Annotated in this window: 12 protein-coding genes; 4 read left to right on the plus strand and 8 right to left on the minus strand. The window is 35.7% G+C overall.

Annotated features, from left to right (window positions below):
* Positions 1-6: 6 nt before the first annotated feature.
* From rpoB to ACTJFD_RS01360, 3 genes are all read right to left on the minus strand, one after another.
* A complete protein-coding gene (gene rpoB, locus ACTJFD_RS01350) occupies positions 7-3573 on the minus strand; it encodes a DNA-directed RNA polymerase subunit beta (RefSeq protein WP_442259236.1) in 3567 nt (1188 codons plus the stop codon).
* A gap of 379 nt (positions 3574-3952) precedes the next feature.
* Entirely contained in the window at positions 3953-4558 is a 606-nt protein-coding gene (locus tag ACTJFD_RS01355; RefSeq protein WP_442259237.1) for a class I SAM-dependent methyltransferase, read from the minus strand.
* 6 nt (positions 4559-4564) lie between these two features.
* Positions 4565-5125: an SGNH/GDSL hydrolase family protein gene (locus ACTJFD_RS01360; RefSeq protein WP_442259238.1), complete on the minus strand. Its 561-nt coding sequence runs from the start codon at positions 5123-5125 to the stop codon at positions 4565-4567.
* 88 nt (positions 5126-5213) lie between these two features.
* Between ACTJFD_RS01360 and ACTJFD_RS01365 the strand changes: the two genes are divergently transcribed.
* From ACTJFD_RS01365 to guaA, 3 genes are read left to right on the plus strand one after another with little or no spacing between them, the layout of a single operon-like run.
* Entirely contained in the window at positions 5214-5756 is a 543-nt protein-coding gene (locus tag ACTJFD_RS01365; protein ID WP_442259239.1) for an acyl-CoA thioesterase, read from the plus strand.
* Between the two features lie 15 nt (positions 5757-5771).
* Positions 5772-6695: a type I pantothenate kinase gene (gene coaA, locus ACTJFD_RS01370; RefSeq protein ID WP_442259240.1), complete on the plus strand. Its 924-nt coding sequence runs from the start codon at positions 5772-5774 to the stop codon at positions 6693-6695.
* A 26-nt stretch (positions 6696-6721) separates the two neighbouring features.
* Complete coding sequence (gene guaA, locus ACTJFD_RS01375; RefSeq protein WP_442259241.1) at positions 6722-8275, plus strand: glutamine-hydrolyzing GMP synthase; 1554 nt, start codon at positions 6722-6724, stop codon at positions 8273-8275.
* A 168-nt stretch (positions 8276-8443) separates the two neighbouring features.
* Here the strand turns inward: guaA and ACTJFD_RS01380 are convergent, their stop codons facing one another.
* The 4 genes from ACTJFD_RS01380 to ACTJFD_RS01395 all read right to left on the minus strand — a co-directional run bounded on the left by ACTJFD_RS01380 (position 8444) and on the right by ACTJFD_RS01395 (position 13571).
* Positions 8444-9250 carry a hypothetical protein gene (locus ACTJFD_RS01380; RefSeq protein ID WP_442259242.1) on the minus strand — a complete coding sequence of 269 codons (807 nt, stop codon included), beginning with the start codon at positions 9248-9250 and terminating at the stop codon, positions 8444-8446.
* Positions 9251-9500: 250 nt separating this feature from the next.
* A complete protein-coding gene (locus tag ACTJFD_RS01385) occupies positions 9501-9854 on the minus strand; it encodes a hypothetical protein (protein WP_442259243.1) in 354 nt (117 codons plus the stop codon).
* Positions 9855-9857: 3 nt separating this feature from the next.
* Positions 9858-10058 (minus strand): helix-turn-helix transcriptional regulator, encoded by a 201-nt coding sequence (locus ACTJFD_RS01390; RefSeq protein WP_442259375.1) that lies wholly within the window; start codon positions 10056-10058, stop codon positions 9858-9860.
* A 192-nt stretch (positions 10059-10250) separates the two neighbouring features.
* A complete protein-coding gene (locus ACTJFD_RS01395) occupies positions 10251-13571 on the minus strand; it encodes a carboxypeptidase regulatory-like domain-containing protein (protein ID WP_442259244.1) in 3321 nt (1106 codons plus the stop codon).
* A 527-nt stretch (positions 13572-14098) separates the two neighbouring features.
* On the opposite strand from ACTJFD_RS01395, the gene ACTJFD_RS01400 reads away from it, so the two are divergent.
* Positions 14099-17833, plus strand: coding sequence for a CAP domain-containing protein (locus ACTJFD_RS01400; protein WP_442259245.1), 3735 nt, complete (start codon positions 14099-14101; stop codon positions 17831-17833).
* Between the two features lie 78 nt (positions 17834-17911).
* Here the strand turns inward: ACTJFD_RS01400 and ACTJFD_RS01405 are convergent, their stop codons facing one another.
* A complete protein-coding gene (locus ACTJFD_RS01405; RefSeq protein ID WP_442259246.1) occupies positions 17912-19024 on the minus strand; it encodes a 5-methyltetrahydropteroyltriglutamate--homocysteine S-methyltransferase in 1113 nt (370 codons plus the stop codon).
* Positions 19025-19071: the final 47 nt, after the last annotated feature.

Consider the following 19071-nt stretch of genomic DNA (forward strand, 5'->3'; position numbering starts at 1 on the left):
TATTCTTTACTTGTCTTGTGCATCTTTCAACGATTGTTCTGCTTCTTTTTCAGCTTGCTCTTTCGCAAATTTCGCTAAAGCATCTACTGTGATTAAATCATCATCTTCATCATCCATATCGCGTAATTCAATTTCTTTGTTTTCTGCATCAAGAACACGCATATCTAAACCTAGAGCTTGTAATTCTTTAACTAATACACGGAATGATTCAGGCACACCAGGTTTTTGAATTGGTTCACCCTTAACGATTGATTCGTAAGTTTTCACACGACCAACAACGTCATCTGATTTATAAGTCAAGATTTCTTGTAAAGTATAAGCAGCACCATAAGCTTCTAGCGCCCAAACTTCCATCTCACCGAAACGTTGTCCACCAAATTGAGCTTTACCACCTAGTGGTTGTTGTGTTACTAATGAGTAAGGTCCAATTGAACGAGCATGTAGTTTGTCATCAACCATGTGAGCAAGTTTCAGCATGTACATCACACCCACTGAAACACGATTATCAAATGGTTCTCCTGTACGGCCATCATAAAGAATTGTCTTAGCATCTTGTGCTAATCCAGCTTCTTCAACTGTACTCCACACATCATCTTCATCAGCACCGTCAAAAACAGGCGTTGCTACATGAATATTTAATGAACGAGCAGCCATTCCAAGATGTAACTCTAATACTTGTCCAATGTTCATACGAGAAGGTACCCCTAATGGGTTTAACATGATGTCCACAGGTGTTCCATCTGGTAAGAATGGCATATCTTCCTCAGGCATAATACGGGAAACAACCCCTTTATTACCATGGCGTCCAGCCATCTTATCGCCTTCGTTGATTTTACGTTTTTGTACAATATAAACACGAACTAGCATATTAACGCCGGGTGCTAACTCATCACCAGCTTCACGAGTAAAGATTTTCACATCATGAACAATCCCGCCGCCACCATGTGGGACACGTAGAGAAGTATCACGTACTTCACGCGCTTTTTCTCCAAAAATAGCATGGAGTAAACGTTCTTCTGCTGATAATTCAGTAACCCCTTTAGGCGTCACTTTACCAACTAAAAGATCACCATCTTTAACTTCAGCACCAATTCGAATAATTCCCATTTCGTCAAGATCTTTAAGCGCATCTTCACCAACGTTTGGTAATTCACGGGTAATTTCCTCAGGTCCTAATTTAGTATCACGAGCTTCTGATTCATACTCTTCAATATGGACAGAAGTATAAACATCATCTTTAACCAGACGGCGACTCATGATAATCGCATCTTCATAGTTGTAACCTTCCCAAGTCATGAACGCAACCAAGACGTTTTGACCTAAAGCTAATTCGCCTTCTTCCATCGATGGGCCATCCGCTAAAGTATCACCAACTTCAACACGTTCGTTTTTGCGAACGATTGGGCGTTGATTATAACTTGTCCCTGCATTTGAACGATGGAATTTAATTACATTATATTTATCCAATGTGCCGTCTTCACGACGAACACGGATTTGTTTGGCATCAACAAATTCAACAATACCATCATGTTTACATAATAAAGCGGCTCCAGAGTCATGGGCTGCCTTGAATTCCATACCAGTTCCTACAATTGGAGAACGAGGTTGAATTAACGGTACGGCTTGACGTTGCATGTTGGCACCCATCAACGCACGGTTAGAGTCATCATTTTCCAGGAAAGGAATACAAGAAGTGGCTACCGCTACTACCTGTTTAGGTGAAACATCCATGTAGTCAACTTTAGATACTGATACTTCTAAGTTTTCACTTGTCAAACGAGCCATTACAACGTCCTCTGCAAATGTTCCATCTTCATTAAGAGGAGAGTTTGCTTGCGCTACCATGTAATGATCTTCTTCATCAGCTGTTAAGTAATCAATATGCTCAGTCACACGACCCGTTGCACGATCCACACGACGGTAAGGTGTTTCAATAAAACCATAACGGTTAACTTTAGCATAACTTGATAAACTATTAATTAATCCAATATTCGGGCCCTCAGGCGTTTCAATCGGACACATACGACCATAATGCGAATAGTGAACGTCACGAACTTCATAACCGGCACGGTCACGTGTCAAACCACCAGGTCCTAAGGCAGATAGACGACGTTTGTGTGTCAACTCACCTAATGGGTTTGTTTGGTCCATGAATTGTGACAACTGAGAAGAACCAAAGAATTCTTTCATTGAAGCAACAACAGGACGAATATTAATTAATTGTTGTGGCGTTAATGTTTCCGTATCTTGAATAGACATACGTTCACGAACCACACGTTCCATACGAGATAAACCAATACGGAATTGATTTTGTAGCAACTCACCAACTGAACGGATACGACGATTTCCTAAATGGTCGATATCATCCACTTTACCAATTCCTTCTTGCAAGTTGAAGAAGTAACCCATTGTTGAAATAATATCAGCTGGGCGAACGGTACGAACGGAAGCATCTAAGTTGGCATTGCCAATCATATTAACTACACGTTCAGGATCTTTAGGTGAGAAGACACGAATAACTTGAATTGTCATCGGTTCGGTAACAACCCCATCCTCTGTTGGATAGAATGTTTCACAATTAATGCCTGCATCAAGATAATCTTTTAGATTTTCCATCACAGCATGTGTAATCACTGTTCCTTTTTCAACGATAATTTCACCTGTTTCAGGGTCAACTAACGTTTCAGCTAACGTTTGATTTAACAAACGTGTTTTTAAATTTAATTTTTTGTTGACTTTATAACGTCCAACAGCTGCTAAATCATAACGTTTTGGATCAAAGAATCTTGAGTTTAATAAGTTTCTTGAACTTTCTGCTGTCTTAGGTTCACCCGGACGAAGACGGTCATAAATATCTTTCAACCCTTCCTCTGTACGAGAATCACCGGAGTTTTTATGAATATCTTTTTCAATGGTAGCTTGTAAGCTTTCGCTTTCACCAAAGATTTCTAAAATTGTACTATCTGAACCAAAACCTAACGCTCTAACAACAACCGTTAAAGGTAATTTACGTGTGCGGTCGATACGAGCATATGAAAATCCTTTTGCATCGGTTTCAAGCTCTAACCAAGCACCACGGTTAGGAATAATCGTTGTACCAAAACCTTCTTGGCCATTTTTCTCTTTTTTCGGATTAAAGTAAACTCCAGGAGAACGAACTAACTGTGATACAACCACTCGTTCGGCACCATTGATAATAAATGTTCCCATTTCTGTCATTAAAGGAAAATCGCCGAAAAACACTTCTTGAGACTTAATTTCACCTGTAACTTGGTTATCTAAGCGTAATGTGACATGAATCGGTGCTGAATAGTTAGAATCATGTGCACGGGCTTCTTCAACCGTGTACTTTGGTGTCTTCATTTCATAGTCAACAAATTCTAAAGATAATTTGTCACTAAAATCAGTGATTGGTAAAATGTCTTCAAACATTTCACGTAAACCTTCGTCTAAAAACCACTTGTAAGAATCTGTCTGAATTTCAATTAAATTTGGTAATTCTAGCACTTCACTAATCCTAGAATAACTGCGTCTTTCTCGGTGTTTTCCGTATTTTACTACGTGTCCAACCAAATTAGTCACCCCTCTGAGTTTTTTCCAAAAGCCTCTACGTTACAAATATTAAACTTAAATTACAATCTTGTTACAAGGTCGTTTTTAAGTAAAAAAAAACCAAAAATAGAACCAGATCTCCTAATTATGACCTTTCTATTTTTGTTTTCCCTATCAATCAAAGGATTATGGACAATATTTCATAACCTTTAACTTCCGAAACATAAAGCATTCTGCAACTAATCATTTTAACGTATGACAACTACTTTGTCAATAGCATTTCTAGCTTTTTTTACTTAGCAACAAAAACAGAACCTAAAAGAAGCGTCCTCTCTTTAAAAGAGTCCAAAAAAAAAGAAAAGATTAAACCAAAATGGTCTCCCTTTTCTTCGTTATTCAATTATTCTTTTTCACTTACAATAATATAGTAGCCTTTGTCCTTGGCAACAATTGTCGCTGCCCCAAAAATCTCAGTCATTTTTTTCTGAGCACTCGGTGCACCTTGTTTTTTCTGAATGACAATCGTCAAGCTACCACCACTTTTCAAATGATCATAGGCTTCTGAAATAATCGCATGCACGACCTCTTTTCCGGCACGTATCGGTGGATTACTCACCACGGCTGAAAAATCTTTTTTCATGACCGATTCGTATATATTTGATTGATAAATGGTCGTCCCTGAAATTTGATTTAATTTGGCATTTTCCTTAGCCAAGTCTAATGCTCGTTGATTAACATCAATCATATGAACCTCACGATTGGTTTTCACGGCTAGTGCCAAGCCAATTGGTCCATAACCACACCCCACATCTAAAATTGCTCCTGCAGGTAATGATGTATCATCAAAGTGTTCAATCAACACACGCGAACCATAGTCGACCGTCTTTTTAGAAAAAACATTGGTATCTGTTATAAATTTAAAATTTCGACCGACAAGTTCAAATAACCATTGATGACGGTCATGTGCAATCTCTGGCTGTTCACTAAAATAATGTTGTTCTCCCATTTGTTTCTACCCCTGCTTTCTTAATTCTTTCACGATTAATTCACTCAATAAATCATAGCCCTTATCTGAAAAATGCAAACCATCCTTTTGTAAATAATCCGTTGGTTTCACACTTTTTTGCATTTCCACTAACAAGGAAATGTACGGTATCTTTAATTTAGCCGCAATTTTTTTAGTAGCTTCTGCATAACGTTCTAACCGTACTAGTGGTCGATCGATGGCATGTAAGGTTTGACAAACATAGGGCGCCCCAATCAAAATAACACGTTCTGGTCCTATTTCTAAAACTATTTCAATCACATTTTTTATAAATTTTTCAATCGGCATATCATAAACAATCGAAGCATCATTGGCACCAAAAAAAACGGTGACCCAGTCTGGTTGATGTCTAATCACATGGTTTTGTACCCGTTCAAGCCCACCCGCTGTCGAATCTCCTGGAATGCCTGCATTAATAATTTCAATATTCGGTTCACGTGCCGCAATTCGTTCATTTAACTTTAAGGTGATTTCACCTTCAGAATACCCCGCTGTAATACTATCCCCAAATAAAATCAATCGTTTCATTGTATTTTCCATCCTTCGTACTTTAGCTTGTAATGTGCTATAATCGTTACAACTTATTTATCATATCATGAATTGGAGCGTTTTGAATATGTTTATTACAACACCTAAAGAAAAAAAATGCCGAGAATCACGGATTATTCAGACTCATCGTATTTTTCCGGCAGATTTGAATTCTTTTCAAGCCCTTTACGGAGGCAAATTAATGTCATTTATTGACGATACAACATCGATTTCAGCCGCTCGTCATGCTCGTCGACCCGTTATGACTGCTTCAACCGATGAACTTAACTTTTTACATCCTTTGTACGAAAACCATTCCGTTTGCGTGGAAGCTTATGTTACGGGGACTGGCAAAAAATCAATGGAAATTTTTACTAAAGTTATTGGTGAAGATTTAGATACGGGAGACCGTTATCTAGCAGCTACCTGCTTTATGACCTTTGTTGTCGTTGAGGCAGAAGAAAATTATCAAGGAGTTCCGCACGTTATTCCCGAAACACATGAAGAAATAATGATTACCAACGGCTATCAGGACCGTCGAAAAGAACGATTGGCAGCTTTCAATAAAAACAAAAAGCTGGCCGCACACCTTTCACTTTCTATCCCTTGGATGGATGAAAAAGGATTTTAATTTAGGAGTTAAACAATGGATGAAAAAACAAATTTTTATCGGCTAAGCCGTGAGGAATGGCGTAATTTCTATCGTAACGGTGTCCCTCCACTAACCAATAAAGAATTACAAGAAATAAAAAGTGTCAACGATCAAATCTCACTACAAGATGTCCAGGATATTTATATTCCTTTAACGCATTTAATTCACATTTATATGAAAGAATACGAATCGCTTCATCTCAGTAAAGGACTTTTTATGCAACGTTTTGTTCCACCCGCACCTTTTATCATCGGCGTCGCAGGAAGTGTCGCTGTTGGCAAAAGTACTACGGCTCGTTTATTACAGATGATGCTTTCTCGCAATCTCAAAAGACGGCATGTTCAAATGATTACTACGGATGGTTTTCTTTATCCGACACAACAATTAATTGAACGAGATATTTTAGATCGAAAAGGGTTTCCAGAGAGTTATGATATGGAACACTTACTGACCTTTCTCAATGCCGTAAAAAATGGTGAAGACAATATCAAAATCCCTGTTTACTCACATGAAACGTATGATATCGTTCCCGATGAATTTGAAACCATCTCACAACCCGATATTTTAATTGTTGAAGGGATTAATGTGTTACAATTACCTGAAAACCAACAAATCTATATTAGTGACTTTTTCGATTTTTTAATTTATGTCGATGCTGATCCAGATTTGATTGAAACTTGGTACTTAGAACGTTTTTCTTCTTTATTAAACCTTGCAAAAGAAGATAAAACTAATTATTATTATAACTATGCAAACGGACCGCAAGAAGAAGCTCAAGATTTCGCTAAACACATTTGGCAAAAAGTAAATGCTAAAAATTTAACTCGGTTTATTTTACCAACTCGTAGCAGAGCCGATGTGATTTTACACAAAACAGAGCAGCATGTCTTCGATGAAATTTTCTTGCGTAAGTTCTAAAAATACAGAAAGATAGGGTGAAACCATTGACTAAAACGTCAGACTTTACAGATTTAGAAAAAATTATTGTACTTGATTTTGGTAGCCAGTATAACCAATTGATTACACGCCGCATCAGAGAACTTGGTGTTTTCTCAGAATTACTCAGTCATAAAATTACCGCTGCAGAAATTAAGGAAATTGCACCTAAAGGAATTATTTTTTCTGGTGGACCAAACAGCGTTTATGCTGAAGATAGCTTTTCAGTTGACCCTGAAATCTTTGAGCTTGGAATTCCAATCTTAGGAATTTGTTACGGGATGCAATTAATGACCCACCACTTAGGCGGAACTGTTTCTAGCGCTAACCAAAAAGAATATGGCAAAGCGATGATTGACGTGACAGGCAAAACTGATTTATTTAAAGCTTTACCTGAGCACCAACAAGTCTGGATGAGTCATGGTGATTTAGTAACTGAAGTCCCTGCTGGCTTTGATGTCGTAGCGACAAGTCCAAACTGCCCAATCTCAGCAATGGAAAATACAGCTAAAAAAATGTACGCTGTTCAATTCCACCCAGAGGTCCGTCATTCTGAATATGGTAATGATGTCTTACGTCACTTTGCCTTTGATATTTGTCATTGTACAGGTGATTGGTCAATGGGAAGCTTCATTGATATTGAAATCAATAAGATCCGTCAACTCGTTGGCGATAAAAAAGTCCTGCTTGCTTTATCTGGTGGGGTTGATTCGAGCGTGGTTGGTGTCTTGTTACAAAAAGCGATTGGTGATCAATTAACTTGCGTTTTCGTTGACCATGGGTTACTACGCAAAGGAGAAGCGGAACAAGTGATGGAAAGTTTAGGCGGAAAATTCGGCTTAAATATCATTAAAGTCGACGCTAAAAAACGCTTCTTAGATAAACTAAAAGGCGTCTCTGATCCAGAACAAAAACGTAAAATTATTGGAAATGAATTTATCTATCTGTTTGATGATGAAGCCGCTAAATTAGATGGTATTGATTTCTTAGCACAAGGAACTCTTTACACTGATGTTATCGAAAGTGGAACAGATACTGCTGAGGTCATCAAATCTCACCATAACGTGGGAGGCTTACCTGATGATATGGACTTTACTCTAATCGAGCCTTTAAACACTTTATTTAAAGACGAAGTCCGTGCCGTTGGAACTGAACTTGGGATGCCTGATTCAATCGTCTGGCGTCAACCTTTCCCAGGTCCTGGTTTAGGGATTCGTGTCCTTGGTGAAATTACCGAAGATAAACTAGAAATCGTGCGTGAAAGTGATGCGATTTTACGTGAAGAAATTGCTAACGCTGGGCTTGACCGCGATATTTGGCAATACTTTACTGTCTTACCTGGTATCCGTTCTGTCGGTGTTATGGGAGATGGTCGTACGTATGACTACACAATTGGTATCCGTGCGATTACTTCTATTGACGGAATGACTGCAGACTTTGCTCGAATTGATTGGGATTTACTACAAAAAATCTCTGTCCGCATCGTCAATGAAGTCGATCATGTCAACCGTATCGTGTATGATATTACAAGTAAACCACCTGCAACAGTTGAGTGGGAATAAAATGAACAAAGTCAAACAAAATGTAAAGTAATGAAATGCGCTAAATTGGCTTAAGCACAACTGAGTTAAAATGAGTAGTCGAGTACTAAAAAAAGTACCAAGTAGTTTTTTATAGACTACTTGGTACTTTTTATTTTGTATAGTTTTAATTCCTCTAATCACGAATAATTACCAGCCCCCTGGTTCCATTTCCCCACCATTTGGAGCATCATTACCAGATATATCATTATCTTGTCCTGTTACTGGTGGTGGTGTTTGAACCTTACCTCCTCCACCTTGTGAACCTCCATTTGAAGACGTCCCGCTTCCAGTGTTGCTACCACCCGTTGCTGGAGGTGTATCCGTTGATGCGCCACTATTTACAGGCGGTGTGTAAGCTGACTCTGACTGCTCTTGAGACTGTGGTTGTGCCGACTCGTACGCTTCCACTTGGGTTGTCGCTTCATTACGTTCTTGAGCTATTTGGGCTTCTTTCTTTGCCTTTTCAACCTGTTCTTTTTCTTTTGACAGTTTTGTTTTAATCTCGTTAAGTTTCTTTTGTGCCGACTCTTTATCTTTTTTTAAATAGTCATCTGTTAGTTTGTCGATAAGTTGTTGCGTAGCGTCAATATCTGCTTGAGATTTTGATTTTTCGATTTTAGATAATTGTTTGTTGACGTCATCAAGCTGGTTTAATAGCTTAGTTAATTTAGTTAACCTATCTGTTAATGATATCTTATCTTTCTGCTGAGTAGCACTTAATTTAGAAATCGCTATTTCTGCTACTTTGATATCCTCTTTTTTTCTCGTTTTATAAGCTTCCTCTACCTCTTTTTTAGCTTCATTTAAAACTTTTTTCTCTTCTTTAAGTTTAGCATCCTGTTCTTCTTGAGCAATGCGTTTTGCTTCAACTTTTTTTTGATGGATGATGCCAAATGAGAGACCAACAATAAGAATGAGTCCAATAATAGCTATGAGTATTCTTTTCTTTTTCATTTGCTTTCCTCCCAACCATTTTTTTGCGTAACCTCCGTTTTTTATTGTATCTTAAAAAGATTTATAAGTCTATATTTCCTTAGATAAAAAGATTAAGAAACTCTAGCTAAAATGAAGCAAATACCTTCATTAAAAAATTCAATCAAAGATTAGATTCATTTTTACAAAAAAAATAGAGCAGACTTCTCTACTCCAAAAAAATCTAATTTTTTATCCTTTGTATTTTCACTTTATTTTTGGTTTTGCTATTTTATAATTCTTTATCGTACTTGAATAACAGGTAAATTCGGGTAATAAAAATAATAAAGGGCTGACTAATTAACCAACCTAACATAAAAGTTGCACCAAATTGACTACCATTCCATTGATTAATCAAATTTGAATTACTTGTTAAACCAAAATAAGCGAATAACCCCAATAAAAACATAACCAACGAAAGACACATAATAAAATATAAAGTAAACGTGTTAGCTTTCATTGTAATTTGTTGCCACCGTTCATCATTTTGATATTCTTTTCTTTTTTTATCTTCAAAGTAAGCAGAAAAACTCGCTATCAATGAAAGACTTAAAAAAACAAAAATCATCACTATTTCTCTGGTCATTTTTTATTCCTCCTCTTCTGGGTAAAAAACTTCTGTTAACGGCAAGTTAAAAACATAGGCAATTTTAAAAGCTAGTTCCAATGATGGTAAATATTTATATTTTTCAATTGAAATAACCGCTTGCCTTGAAACACCGATACGTTCGGCCAACTCAGCTTGAGTCCACTCTTTTTCAGCTCTCAATACTTTGATACGATTGCGAATCAATGTAATCAACTCGTTTCATTTTGTAAGGTTTTATTTACATTGTAAATAAGAAACTTTAAATTGTCAAGCCTTCCTAAATTGAGGCTATGAGAGATATTCCTTTTGACTTTAGACATTATAAAAAACAAAAAGACATTAAATTTGAAAATCCTCTCAAATTTAATGTCTTTAAAATATTATCGGCTCCCCCTAATTACTTTGGGGCAATAATTCATCGGTATTAGGTGAAGTGTTATCTGTAGTCACCATTTGATTAACAGGTACCACTTTGCCATCTTTTAACTCAAAGACTTTCCATAAGTTACCTTCTTGATTTGGTGCTGCAAAAGTATTGACCAATTGGTTATCAATATAGACTTTCACTAGTGCATCTGACAAGTGAATTTCACTTTCACCAGCATATTTGTGAACTGCATAGGTATACGTTCCATTATTTAATTTATCTAAAATAGTCACTGTTTCTGGACCATATGAAAAACGATCATCTACGTCCAAATTCACACTATTTTCACTATCTTTAAACTGCTGATATTGATAAAAAATATGAAAACGACCATTACCATCCGCTTTTTCTCCAGTTAAATGAGAATCTAAATCTCGTGGATTAGCTCCCCAAGTTAAAACAATTCTAACTTTTTCTGAATTGGTAAAATCTGGTGTCATTGAACCATTTTGATCCGTATTTCCTCTTTTACCTAGTGAAATGATATCCGCATAACCTGTAACAAAACCTTTTTTAATCATCTCTATCGTGTAGTTTCCACCAGGTAAGTTAGCTTCATAATTCCCATACGAATCAGTTAGTGTTTTAGTGATAACCTCACCTTCACGGTTGTCACTACCTCTTCTAAAGACCAGTGTGGCTTCTTTAATTCCTTCGCCTGAGACATCATTCCTAATTATTCCTGAGACCTCACCGACGTCAGAATAATCTAAGCCCACTAATTTAAGTTTTGCATTATACTTCGTTTGATTTTTATTTATAAAAATATTATATTTTTTATCGGTAATATATCCTTTAGCCGTCACCTCTGCAGTATACTTACCCGCAGATAAATCGACTTTATAGTTACCTTTTTCATCCGTTATCGTTTCAGCTGATTTTTCATTTTTTTCATTAAAGAAAACTAAATGTGCTTTTTCAATGGGCATATCATTTAAAGCTTCCGTAATCAAACCTTCGAGTGAACCAGAAGTTAAATTCGTTACTTTCACTTTCACTTTTTGCGCATTTTTAAACCAAACAGGCTGATCAAAATCCAACATAGTAATTTCAAAGCTATCACCAACTTTAGCATCCTCTTTAATTTTTAATTCCATTGTTGCTTTATCTAAGGTTGCGGTTTGATGATCTGATAAAAAGAGAGTTTTCGGAGTTACTGGCTGACCTTCATTATTTAAAACTTTTAAAACTACTGTTTCACCTTTACGGACCTCAATTTCTTGATTTCCATTGGCTTCAGCCACATCTCTATTTACAGATAATTGACCTGTTTTAAAAAGATTCATCGTTGATTCAAGGCCTGTTTCTGTAGTAAATCCTGCTTTTTCAAATAAATCAGTTAACTCTTTGAAGGGGGTAATGGTTACATTTGTTTTAGCATCAATTCTTGATTCTGCTTTTGTTATACTTGTTGGTGTTTTTCCAAATTCACTTGATACACCTCCACCAAGACCTCCACTCACTTCAACCAAAGTTGCACCTAAGGAAAAGTACTGATTTTTTTCACCAGCGTATAGATTAGGTTCTGCTTTTAAGGTCGCATCCAATGAAGCTTTACCATTCAATTCAACTCCATTAATTGAAAATATATCTTTATTGATTCCAGATAGATTTTCAAAACCGTTCTCATCTGCTCTAAAACCAAGCTTTGGCTCCACTTTAAACTCGGTACTCATGCCGATTGTTGCTTCAACTTTTGGGTTCACGTTGAAACTAATTGGAATATTCAACGTAATCAAAGGAACGCTCGTTGGAACCTTAACCCTCATTAGCTCATGATCCCATTCCTTCTGTAAAACGCCTTTTCCATGTAAGCCTAAATCTATTTTGGTATAAGGTGAAACGTAAAACTCTACATTTTGTTTGTTTTTCATTGGAGCATAATCCATCGTAAAGACACCTGTAACCCCAACTTCACCAGAAATCGTTGGCTCAATCCCTAAAGATGCATGACTATCCTCTTCCTTAGGCCATTTAAATTTCGCCATTTTTTTGAATTCATTTTGAGTAGCGTCCATTGCTCTTGGTGCCATCATTGCTCGATGTCTTCTTCGTTTCGGTGCTTGTTCCCAATCAAGCGCCTCATTGAATGTCACTTCAGGTTCGTTAAAAACAGGACCCGTTGTAGGTGTGTGTATTTCTTCAAAGACCGTCCCTAAACTCGGTTCACTCCCTGTTAGGATTGTTTTATCTGCCATTATTTTCACATTTTCTACTTTTAAGAGATAACCGTTAGGATGGTCTGCGGATGCATCCACAACGATGATATCCCCTTGTTCAAACCCAGTTTTTAAAACTTCAACTGATCCATCCGTAAGTAATTTTGCTTCTGATGGATCTAAGTAAATACTGTTAACCCCTAACTTAACATAAGCCTCTTCATTTTCAGGATTAACAATCTTTCTCCCCAAATCAAGCGTTCCTACTTCATCCGTAACCGTATAATCTAACATTTCTCTAATCATAACCGAACTTTTCAGTTTCTCATGACTTGTTACTGCATAGTCTTGATTTTGATTAATATGTGTGAAAAAATAGCCGTCTTGGTTTGTTTCTACTTCGATATGACTTGCTTCATTTTCAAAAATAAGTAAACTATTTTTTAAAAGGTTGCCGGTATTATCTTTGGCAGTCCCTGATATACGAATTTCTTGATCTTTTTCTGTGACCTCAGACTCTTTTTTTACAGAATAACTTAGTTTTGTTTTAAAGAGATACGTTTCACCATTCTTAGCTAAGTACTTAGATTCGATATTGTCTTCTACAGCCTGTACAACATTAGATCCAAATAAGTTAAAAATGAGCACTAATAATAATAGGCTAGATTGTTTCTTTTTATACAGTAAAAAAATCATCAACGTTAGCAGAATTACCCCCATCACTTGAAGGATTACTTTTTGTGTTTTTTCACCCAACTGTGGAATAATCGATTGCTTTTTATTATTTTTTTGATTTGTTTCATTGACCAACTGTTGCTCTCCAGTAGCCGGTCCTTTCTTTTGAAAATACAGTTTCTCTGTTTTACTCGCTTCTAATGAATCAAGTTCCCAGTTTAAATCAGACGTTTCAAAGTCCTCTTTCAGTTTAGTTGGAACGATGGTTGTTCCTTTGATTTTTTCTAATGACTGCTTGCCATTATTAGTAACTTCAAGCATCAATTGATTGTCTTGTCCATCTTTGACTTGAATTGAAATCGTTTTATCTTGTGCATAACCAACAGGATTAAATGATAAAAATATTCCGAATGTCATTATAAGACTTAATAAAAATAGTTTTACTTTCCCCACAAATTTCCCTCCTTATTTTATCACTTGATTAAATTTTCTTCTTTTTCTAAAAAAAACAAAGTGATCCTTTCATTATAGCTTCACACTTTTTTTATGACAACCGTTATATAATTATAGTTGGTTGTTTTTTAAAATGTTCTAAATATTACTGGTATTATAATAAAAAACACTAAGCTCTAAAGTTTTTTAGATTTTATTTTTTCTAACAACCATTTCTTTTATCAAAAAACCTTTTTGTCTTTTTTGATAGCTCATCTTAAAAATCATGGTCTAGATACTTTCGATGGTTTTCTAAATTTCTGATTTCATTAATATATCCTTTTAATTTTAAACAAACAATTCATTTATCGATAACTTTAGTTATCTTTTTCCTCATTGGTCTTATTATCAAATAAAAATCTTTTAAAATAACGTTAACAGTCTCATTAATTTATCACTTAATGTACTAAAACAGAGATTTTATTCATTATTTTTGCTATAATAAATAATTAATAGACAACACAAAGAAAAAAGGTAGGTAGTCATAAATGAATGGAAAAACCTCAGAAATACAAACCGATTACAAACCAAGAATGGTTAAAGGTAAAAAAGGTTGGATTGTCAAAGGTATGATTTATACAACTCTAATTGGTACCGGAGCTGTAACCTCTCTTAATCAAGATGTCCAAGCAGCTGATTGGATTGCAAACAGTGCTGAAACCATCAAGGCTAGAATAAAAAAAGAAGATGCCTCCTACACTTTTATAGAAGGTGATACTTTCTATGAAATTGGCCGAGCGATTAACGTTAAAGCAAATGTCCTCATGAAATTAAACGGTTTTAACCCAGGCGATGAATACACTATCCCTATTGGAACAACCATCAAATTTGATGGTCGTAAAGTAACAGTAACTGACGCAAATGGTGAAATAAAAAATGAAAATGTCTTAACTGATCGAGCAAAAGTTGACCCTAGTAAAACTTTTATGAATCAACTTTCTGATGATACTTCCAAAGAAAGTGAACCAGAGGCCTTTGAGGGAAATGTCGTGCAAAATAGTCACTATCCAGAACAAACACCCCACAAACCCAAACAAACAAAACCAACTATCAAACAGCCAGTCAAACCTGTTTATCCGACATTACCTTCAGTTGATGAAGAACTGATTCATTTGAAAGAAGAATTAGTGGCATTAGAGGAAGAACATGCCCTTGCGGTGGTTACTTTGGAAGAAAAAAATGAGGCTTTAAATGAAACCAATCAATTTAACTTGGAAATAGATACTAAAATTTTATCTGCTCAAAATCAAGTCACCGCAGCTTCTGAGACTGTGATCAATGTTGAAACAAACTTAACAGGTTCTCGAGCTGATTTAGATACTATTCAATTAGAAATCAAGCAATGGGAGCCTTCTGAAGACACCCCTGTTTTACCGGAAGGCCTTCAGCTTCAATTCGAACACGCTCAACAAAGTGTTTTAGTTTTACAAACGCAATATGAGCAAGCCATTGAAACCTTTAATCAGTCGAATACTTTTTTATTACAAACCCAAGCAATTCCAAAAAAAGCGACCGATCCAATTGTCTCTGAAATTGCGAAGTTAGAACTAAGAATTGCTGAATTAGAACAAAAAATTGAAGCTCTAAAGCTAAAGATTGCTCAACTTGAAAATAATGTTTCAGAAGATACACGTACTCTTGAAGACACACGTTTAGCCGCTCTTGAAATGTTAACCACTTTACATTTGCTAGCTGATGAGGTTGATTTATTCTCAAATGCGATTTCAAATGCGACTCTCGTCAGTGAAATTGAAGCTTATCTAGAACAAGCAAAAGAGGCCCATCAAAAAAATAATGATTTACTTGAAACGTCCAGTCAATTTGAAGAGGCCAAAGAACAAGCAATCCTTACGATTCAACAGCTTGATCTTTCACTTCAACAAAAAGAGACCTTTATCGCTAATATTACAGCCGCATCTACCCTTGAAGAAATTGACGGGTTTTTAAATGAGGCTAAAAACACAACTAATGACGATCTTGAAACTGAAAAACCTGATATCGATGAGTTAACTGAAGCAAAAGAAACAGCTCAAGAACAGTTAACTACCTTAATTTTAGGTGAAGAACAAGAACGACTTAGTCTTAAAATCAGACAAGCAAATACACTTAATGAAATCAAATTAGTCCTTCAAGAAGCTTTGGAAATTCATGAAATGAATCTACAAAACAATCATAAACCTGAAGTGATACCGCCAATTGAAAAGCCTTCTGATGACGAAACAACAAATAAACCGAATGAGGGGATTAATGAAGAAGAGCATCAATTAGCGCTTGTGAAAAACGACGCATTCGCTCAACTTAAAAATTTAAATTTAAAAGATAGTCAATTTTATATTTCTCAGATTTTAACTGCTCAGTCAAAAGAAGACATTCAAGACATTTTAAAACAAGCCAAAAATGAAAGTCTCCAGAATGAACTGGAAGACAATGAATTAGAAGCGAGTAAAAAACTGGAACAAGCGAAAAACAGCGCGATTGAGCAACTGGAAAAATTAACACTTAAAGACAAATCAAGTTACGTTGCTCAAATCAAACAAGCCAAATCGTTGGCTGAAATTGAGGCGCTTCTTAACTCTGCGAAGGAAGAACATCTCATCAACCAACCCAACGAAGGAGATAATGAGGAAGAAAAACTTTTAGCTTTAGCCAAAGAAGATGCCATCGCTCAACTTGATCGCTTGAATTTAAAAGATAGTCATCTTTATATTTCTCAGATTTTAACCGCTCAGTCAAAAGAAGACATTCAAGATATTTTAAAACAAGCCAAAAATGAAAGTCTCCAGAATGAACTGGAAGACAATGAATTAGAAGCGAGTAAAAAACTAGAACAAGCGAAAAATAGTGCGATTGAGCAACTGGAAAAATTAACACTTAAAGACAAAATTTCTTATGTCACACGTATCTTACAAGCCAGAACCATTGCTAATGTAGAAGTTATCTTAAATGAAGCTAAAGAAGAAAGTTTAAACAACACCTCAACTAATCAGGAGGAAGAGGAAAAGAAACTACTTCTTGCAAAAGAAAAAGCACGTGCGCAATTAAATCAACTTAAACTTAAAAAACCAGCTGATTATTTAGAAAAAATAAAAAAAGCTGCCTCGATAAGTGCCGTTGAACAGCTTTTAAATGAAGCTAAAAAAGAACACACTCTAACGATTGAAAATGAAAAAAAAGAATTACTTTTGATAAAAAACGAAGCCATCGAACAACTAAATTCACTTAACTTAAAGGATAATACGACTTTCTTAGATCAAATAAAAAAAGCTATTTCAAAAAACGAAGTTCAAAATGTTTTATCTGAAGCTTATAAAGAAAGTGAGAAAAATAATGCACTCGATAACGCTGAAAAGCAATTAAAAAATGCTAAAAGCCATGCTTTAATAACAATGGCAAGCTTAAATCTTAAAGAACAAAAAAATGTTTTTGAAAAAGAAATCACTTTAGCAACTTCTATAGAACAAGTTCAAAAAATTATTGAAAATGCTAAGATTTTATCAAAAGAAAACGATAAAAAAGACCAACAAAAAAATGAAGCTACCCTAACGATTAATATTTATACCAGAAATGTTCATCTACCTAATTACAGTCCAAGATTTATAAAAAGTATCACATTAACAGTAGATGCTAGGGATGGTTTTTATAAGATTGATTTTTCAGCTTTAGGCTTGGGTGATCAGTATTCCTTGAAAGACTTGTCTATCCTTACTGGTAACGTACAACCTGGAGAAAATAAAGAAATACGCCTTGAGGTCTCTGATAGCACACCCTTGATCCTCGATGACCCAGCACAAATACCTATCGCCGAACAAACTTTCTTTACACTGTTGAATAACTATCGTAGGGAACATAATTTAAATACTTTAAAATGGAACAATGAATTAACTCTCGCTTCTAAACTTAGATCTAAAGAAATCGTTACTAAGTTTGGCCATACTCGTCCTAACAACTTATACTTTGACACCGCTATTCGTCAAGCTAACAACGGAAAGTGGATTTATTATGGCTCTGCTGGCGAAAACTTAGCTCGTGTAAGCAGTTTAAACACTGGAGTATTAGTAGGTCATGCGCTCTTTAATGGTTGGAAAAACAGTCCACCTCATAATAAAAATATGCTTGATTCAAGTTATCGTTTTTTTGGTATTGGAATTGTCATTGCAAACAAACAAGTTAACACAACAAACTTATTCTCCTCCGATATGGTAATTAATGGAGATCATCAATAGATAAAAAGCACATATCATCAATAGGTTACTATTGTTGACATGTGCTTTTTAAACTATTTTATTTATCGAATTAATTTACTAGCCCCAGACTTCTTTCGCAATCTCTGTCATTAACTTTATTTTATTCCACTGATCTTCTTCCGTTAAAATATTTCCCTCTTCTGTTGATGCAAAGCCACATTGCGGGCTCAGACGCAGTCGCTCTAAGGGAATATACTGATTGGCCTCTTTAATTCGCTTTATTATTTCCTCTTTCGCCTCCAATTTGCCATCTTTACTTGTGATTAATCCTAAAACGACGGTTTTATTTTCAGGTACAAAACGTAAAGGTGAAAAATCACCTGAACGTTCATCATCAAACTCTAAAAAGAAAGATTCAACTTCTTCTTTACCAAATAATGTTTCTGCAATCGGTTCATATCCCCCTGAAGATGCCCATGTTGAATGATAGTTTCCACGACAAATATGCGTCGTTAAAGATAAATCACTAGGCAAATTTTGAATTGCTGCATTATTGAGTGACAGGTACAACTCTTTTAATTCTTCTGGCTGATAAGCACCCCCAGTCATTGTTTTCAAAAAGTTCCTATCTACTAGCATTCCCCAAGTACAATCATCTAATTTTAGATGACGGCAGCCTAAATCATACAATTTTAAAATGGTTTCGTGGTATGCCGATGCAATATCTAAATACAAATCATTAAGCTTAGGATAAATTTTAGAGACGGCATCAGCATTGGTATCACGAACTAATTCAGCAAAAAATTGTGCTGGTGCTGGTATACTTTGACGAACGTCAACTTCTTTCGCTATCTCCTGAGCAAATGTAAATTCTTGAAAAACGGCATGTTCCGGATTAAAAGCAACTCGACCGATAAGTTTAGCTGAATCGGCTCTTGTTTCCTCACCATGAAATAAATAACCTTGCTTCATGATAGTATGTTCAACTCCTTTAAATCCCCAAAAGAAGTCTAGATGCCAATAACTCCGTCGAAATTCACCATCACTAACAATTGGTAATCCTAACCCGATTTGTTTCGTAATCACTTCTCGAATCGCTTGGTCTTCAATCTTTTTTAATTCAAGTTCACTAACCTCTCCTCTCAACCATTTTTCTCGAGTGTCCTTTAATTTTCCCGGACGTAAAAAACTACCTACAATATCATAATGCGCTGTTACTGTTTGACACATACTAATTCCTCCTTATTATTAATTGAATGATAATCATAAAAAAAATC

Source organism: Vagococcus sp. (assembly GCF_052102835.1).
Lineage (GTDB): Bacteria > Bacillota > Bacilli > Lactobacillales > Vagococcaceae > Vagococcus.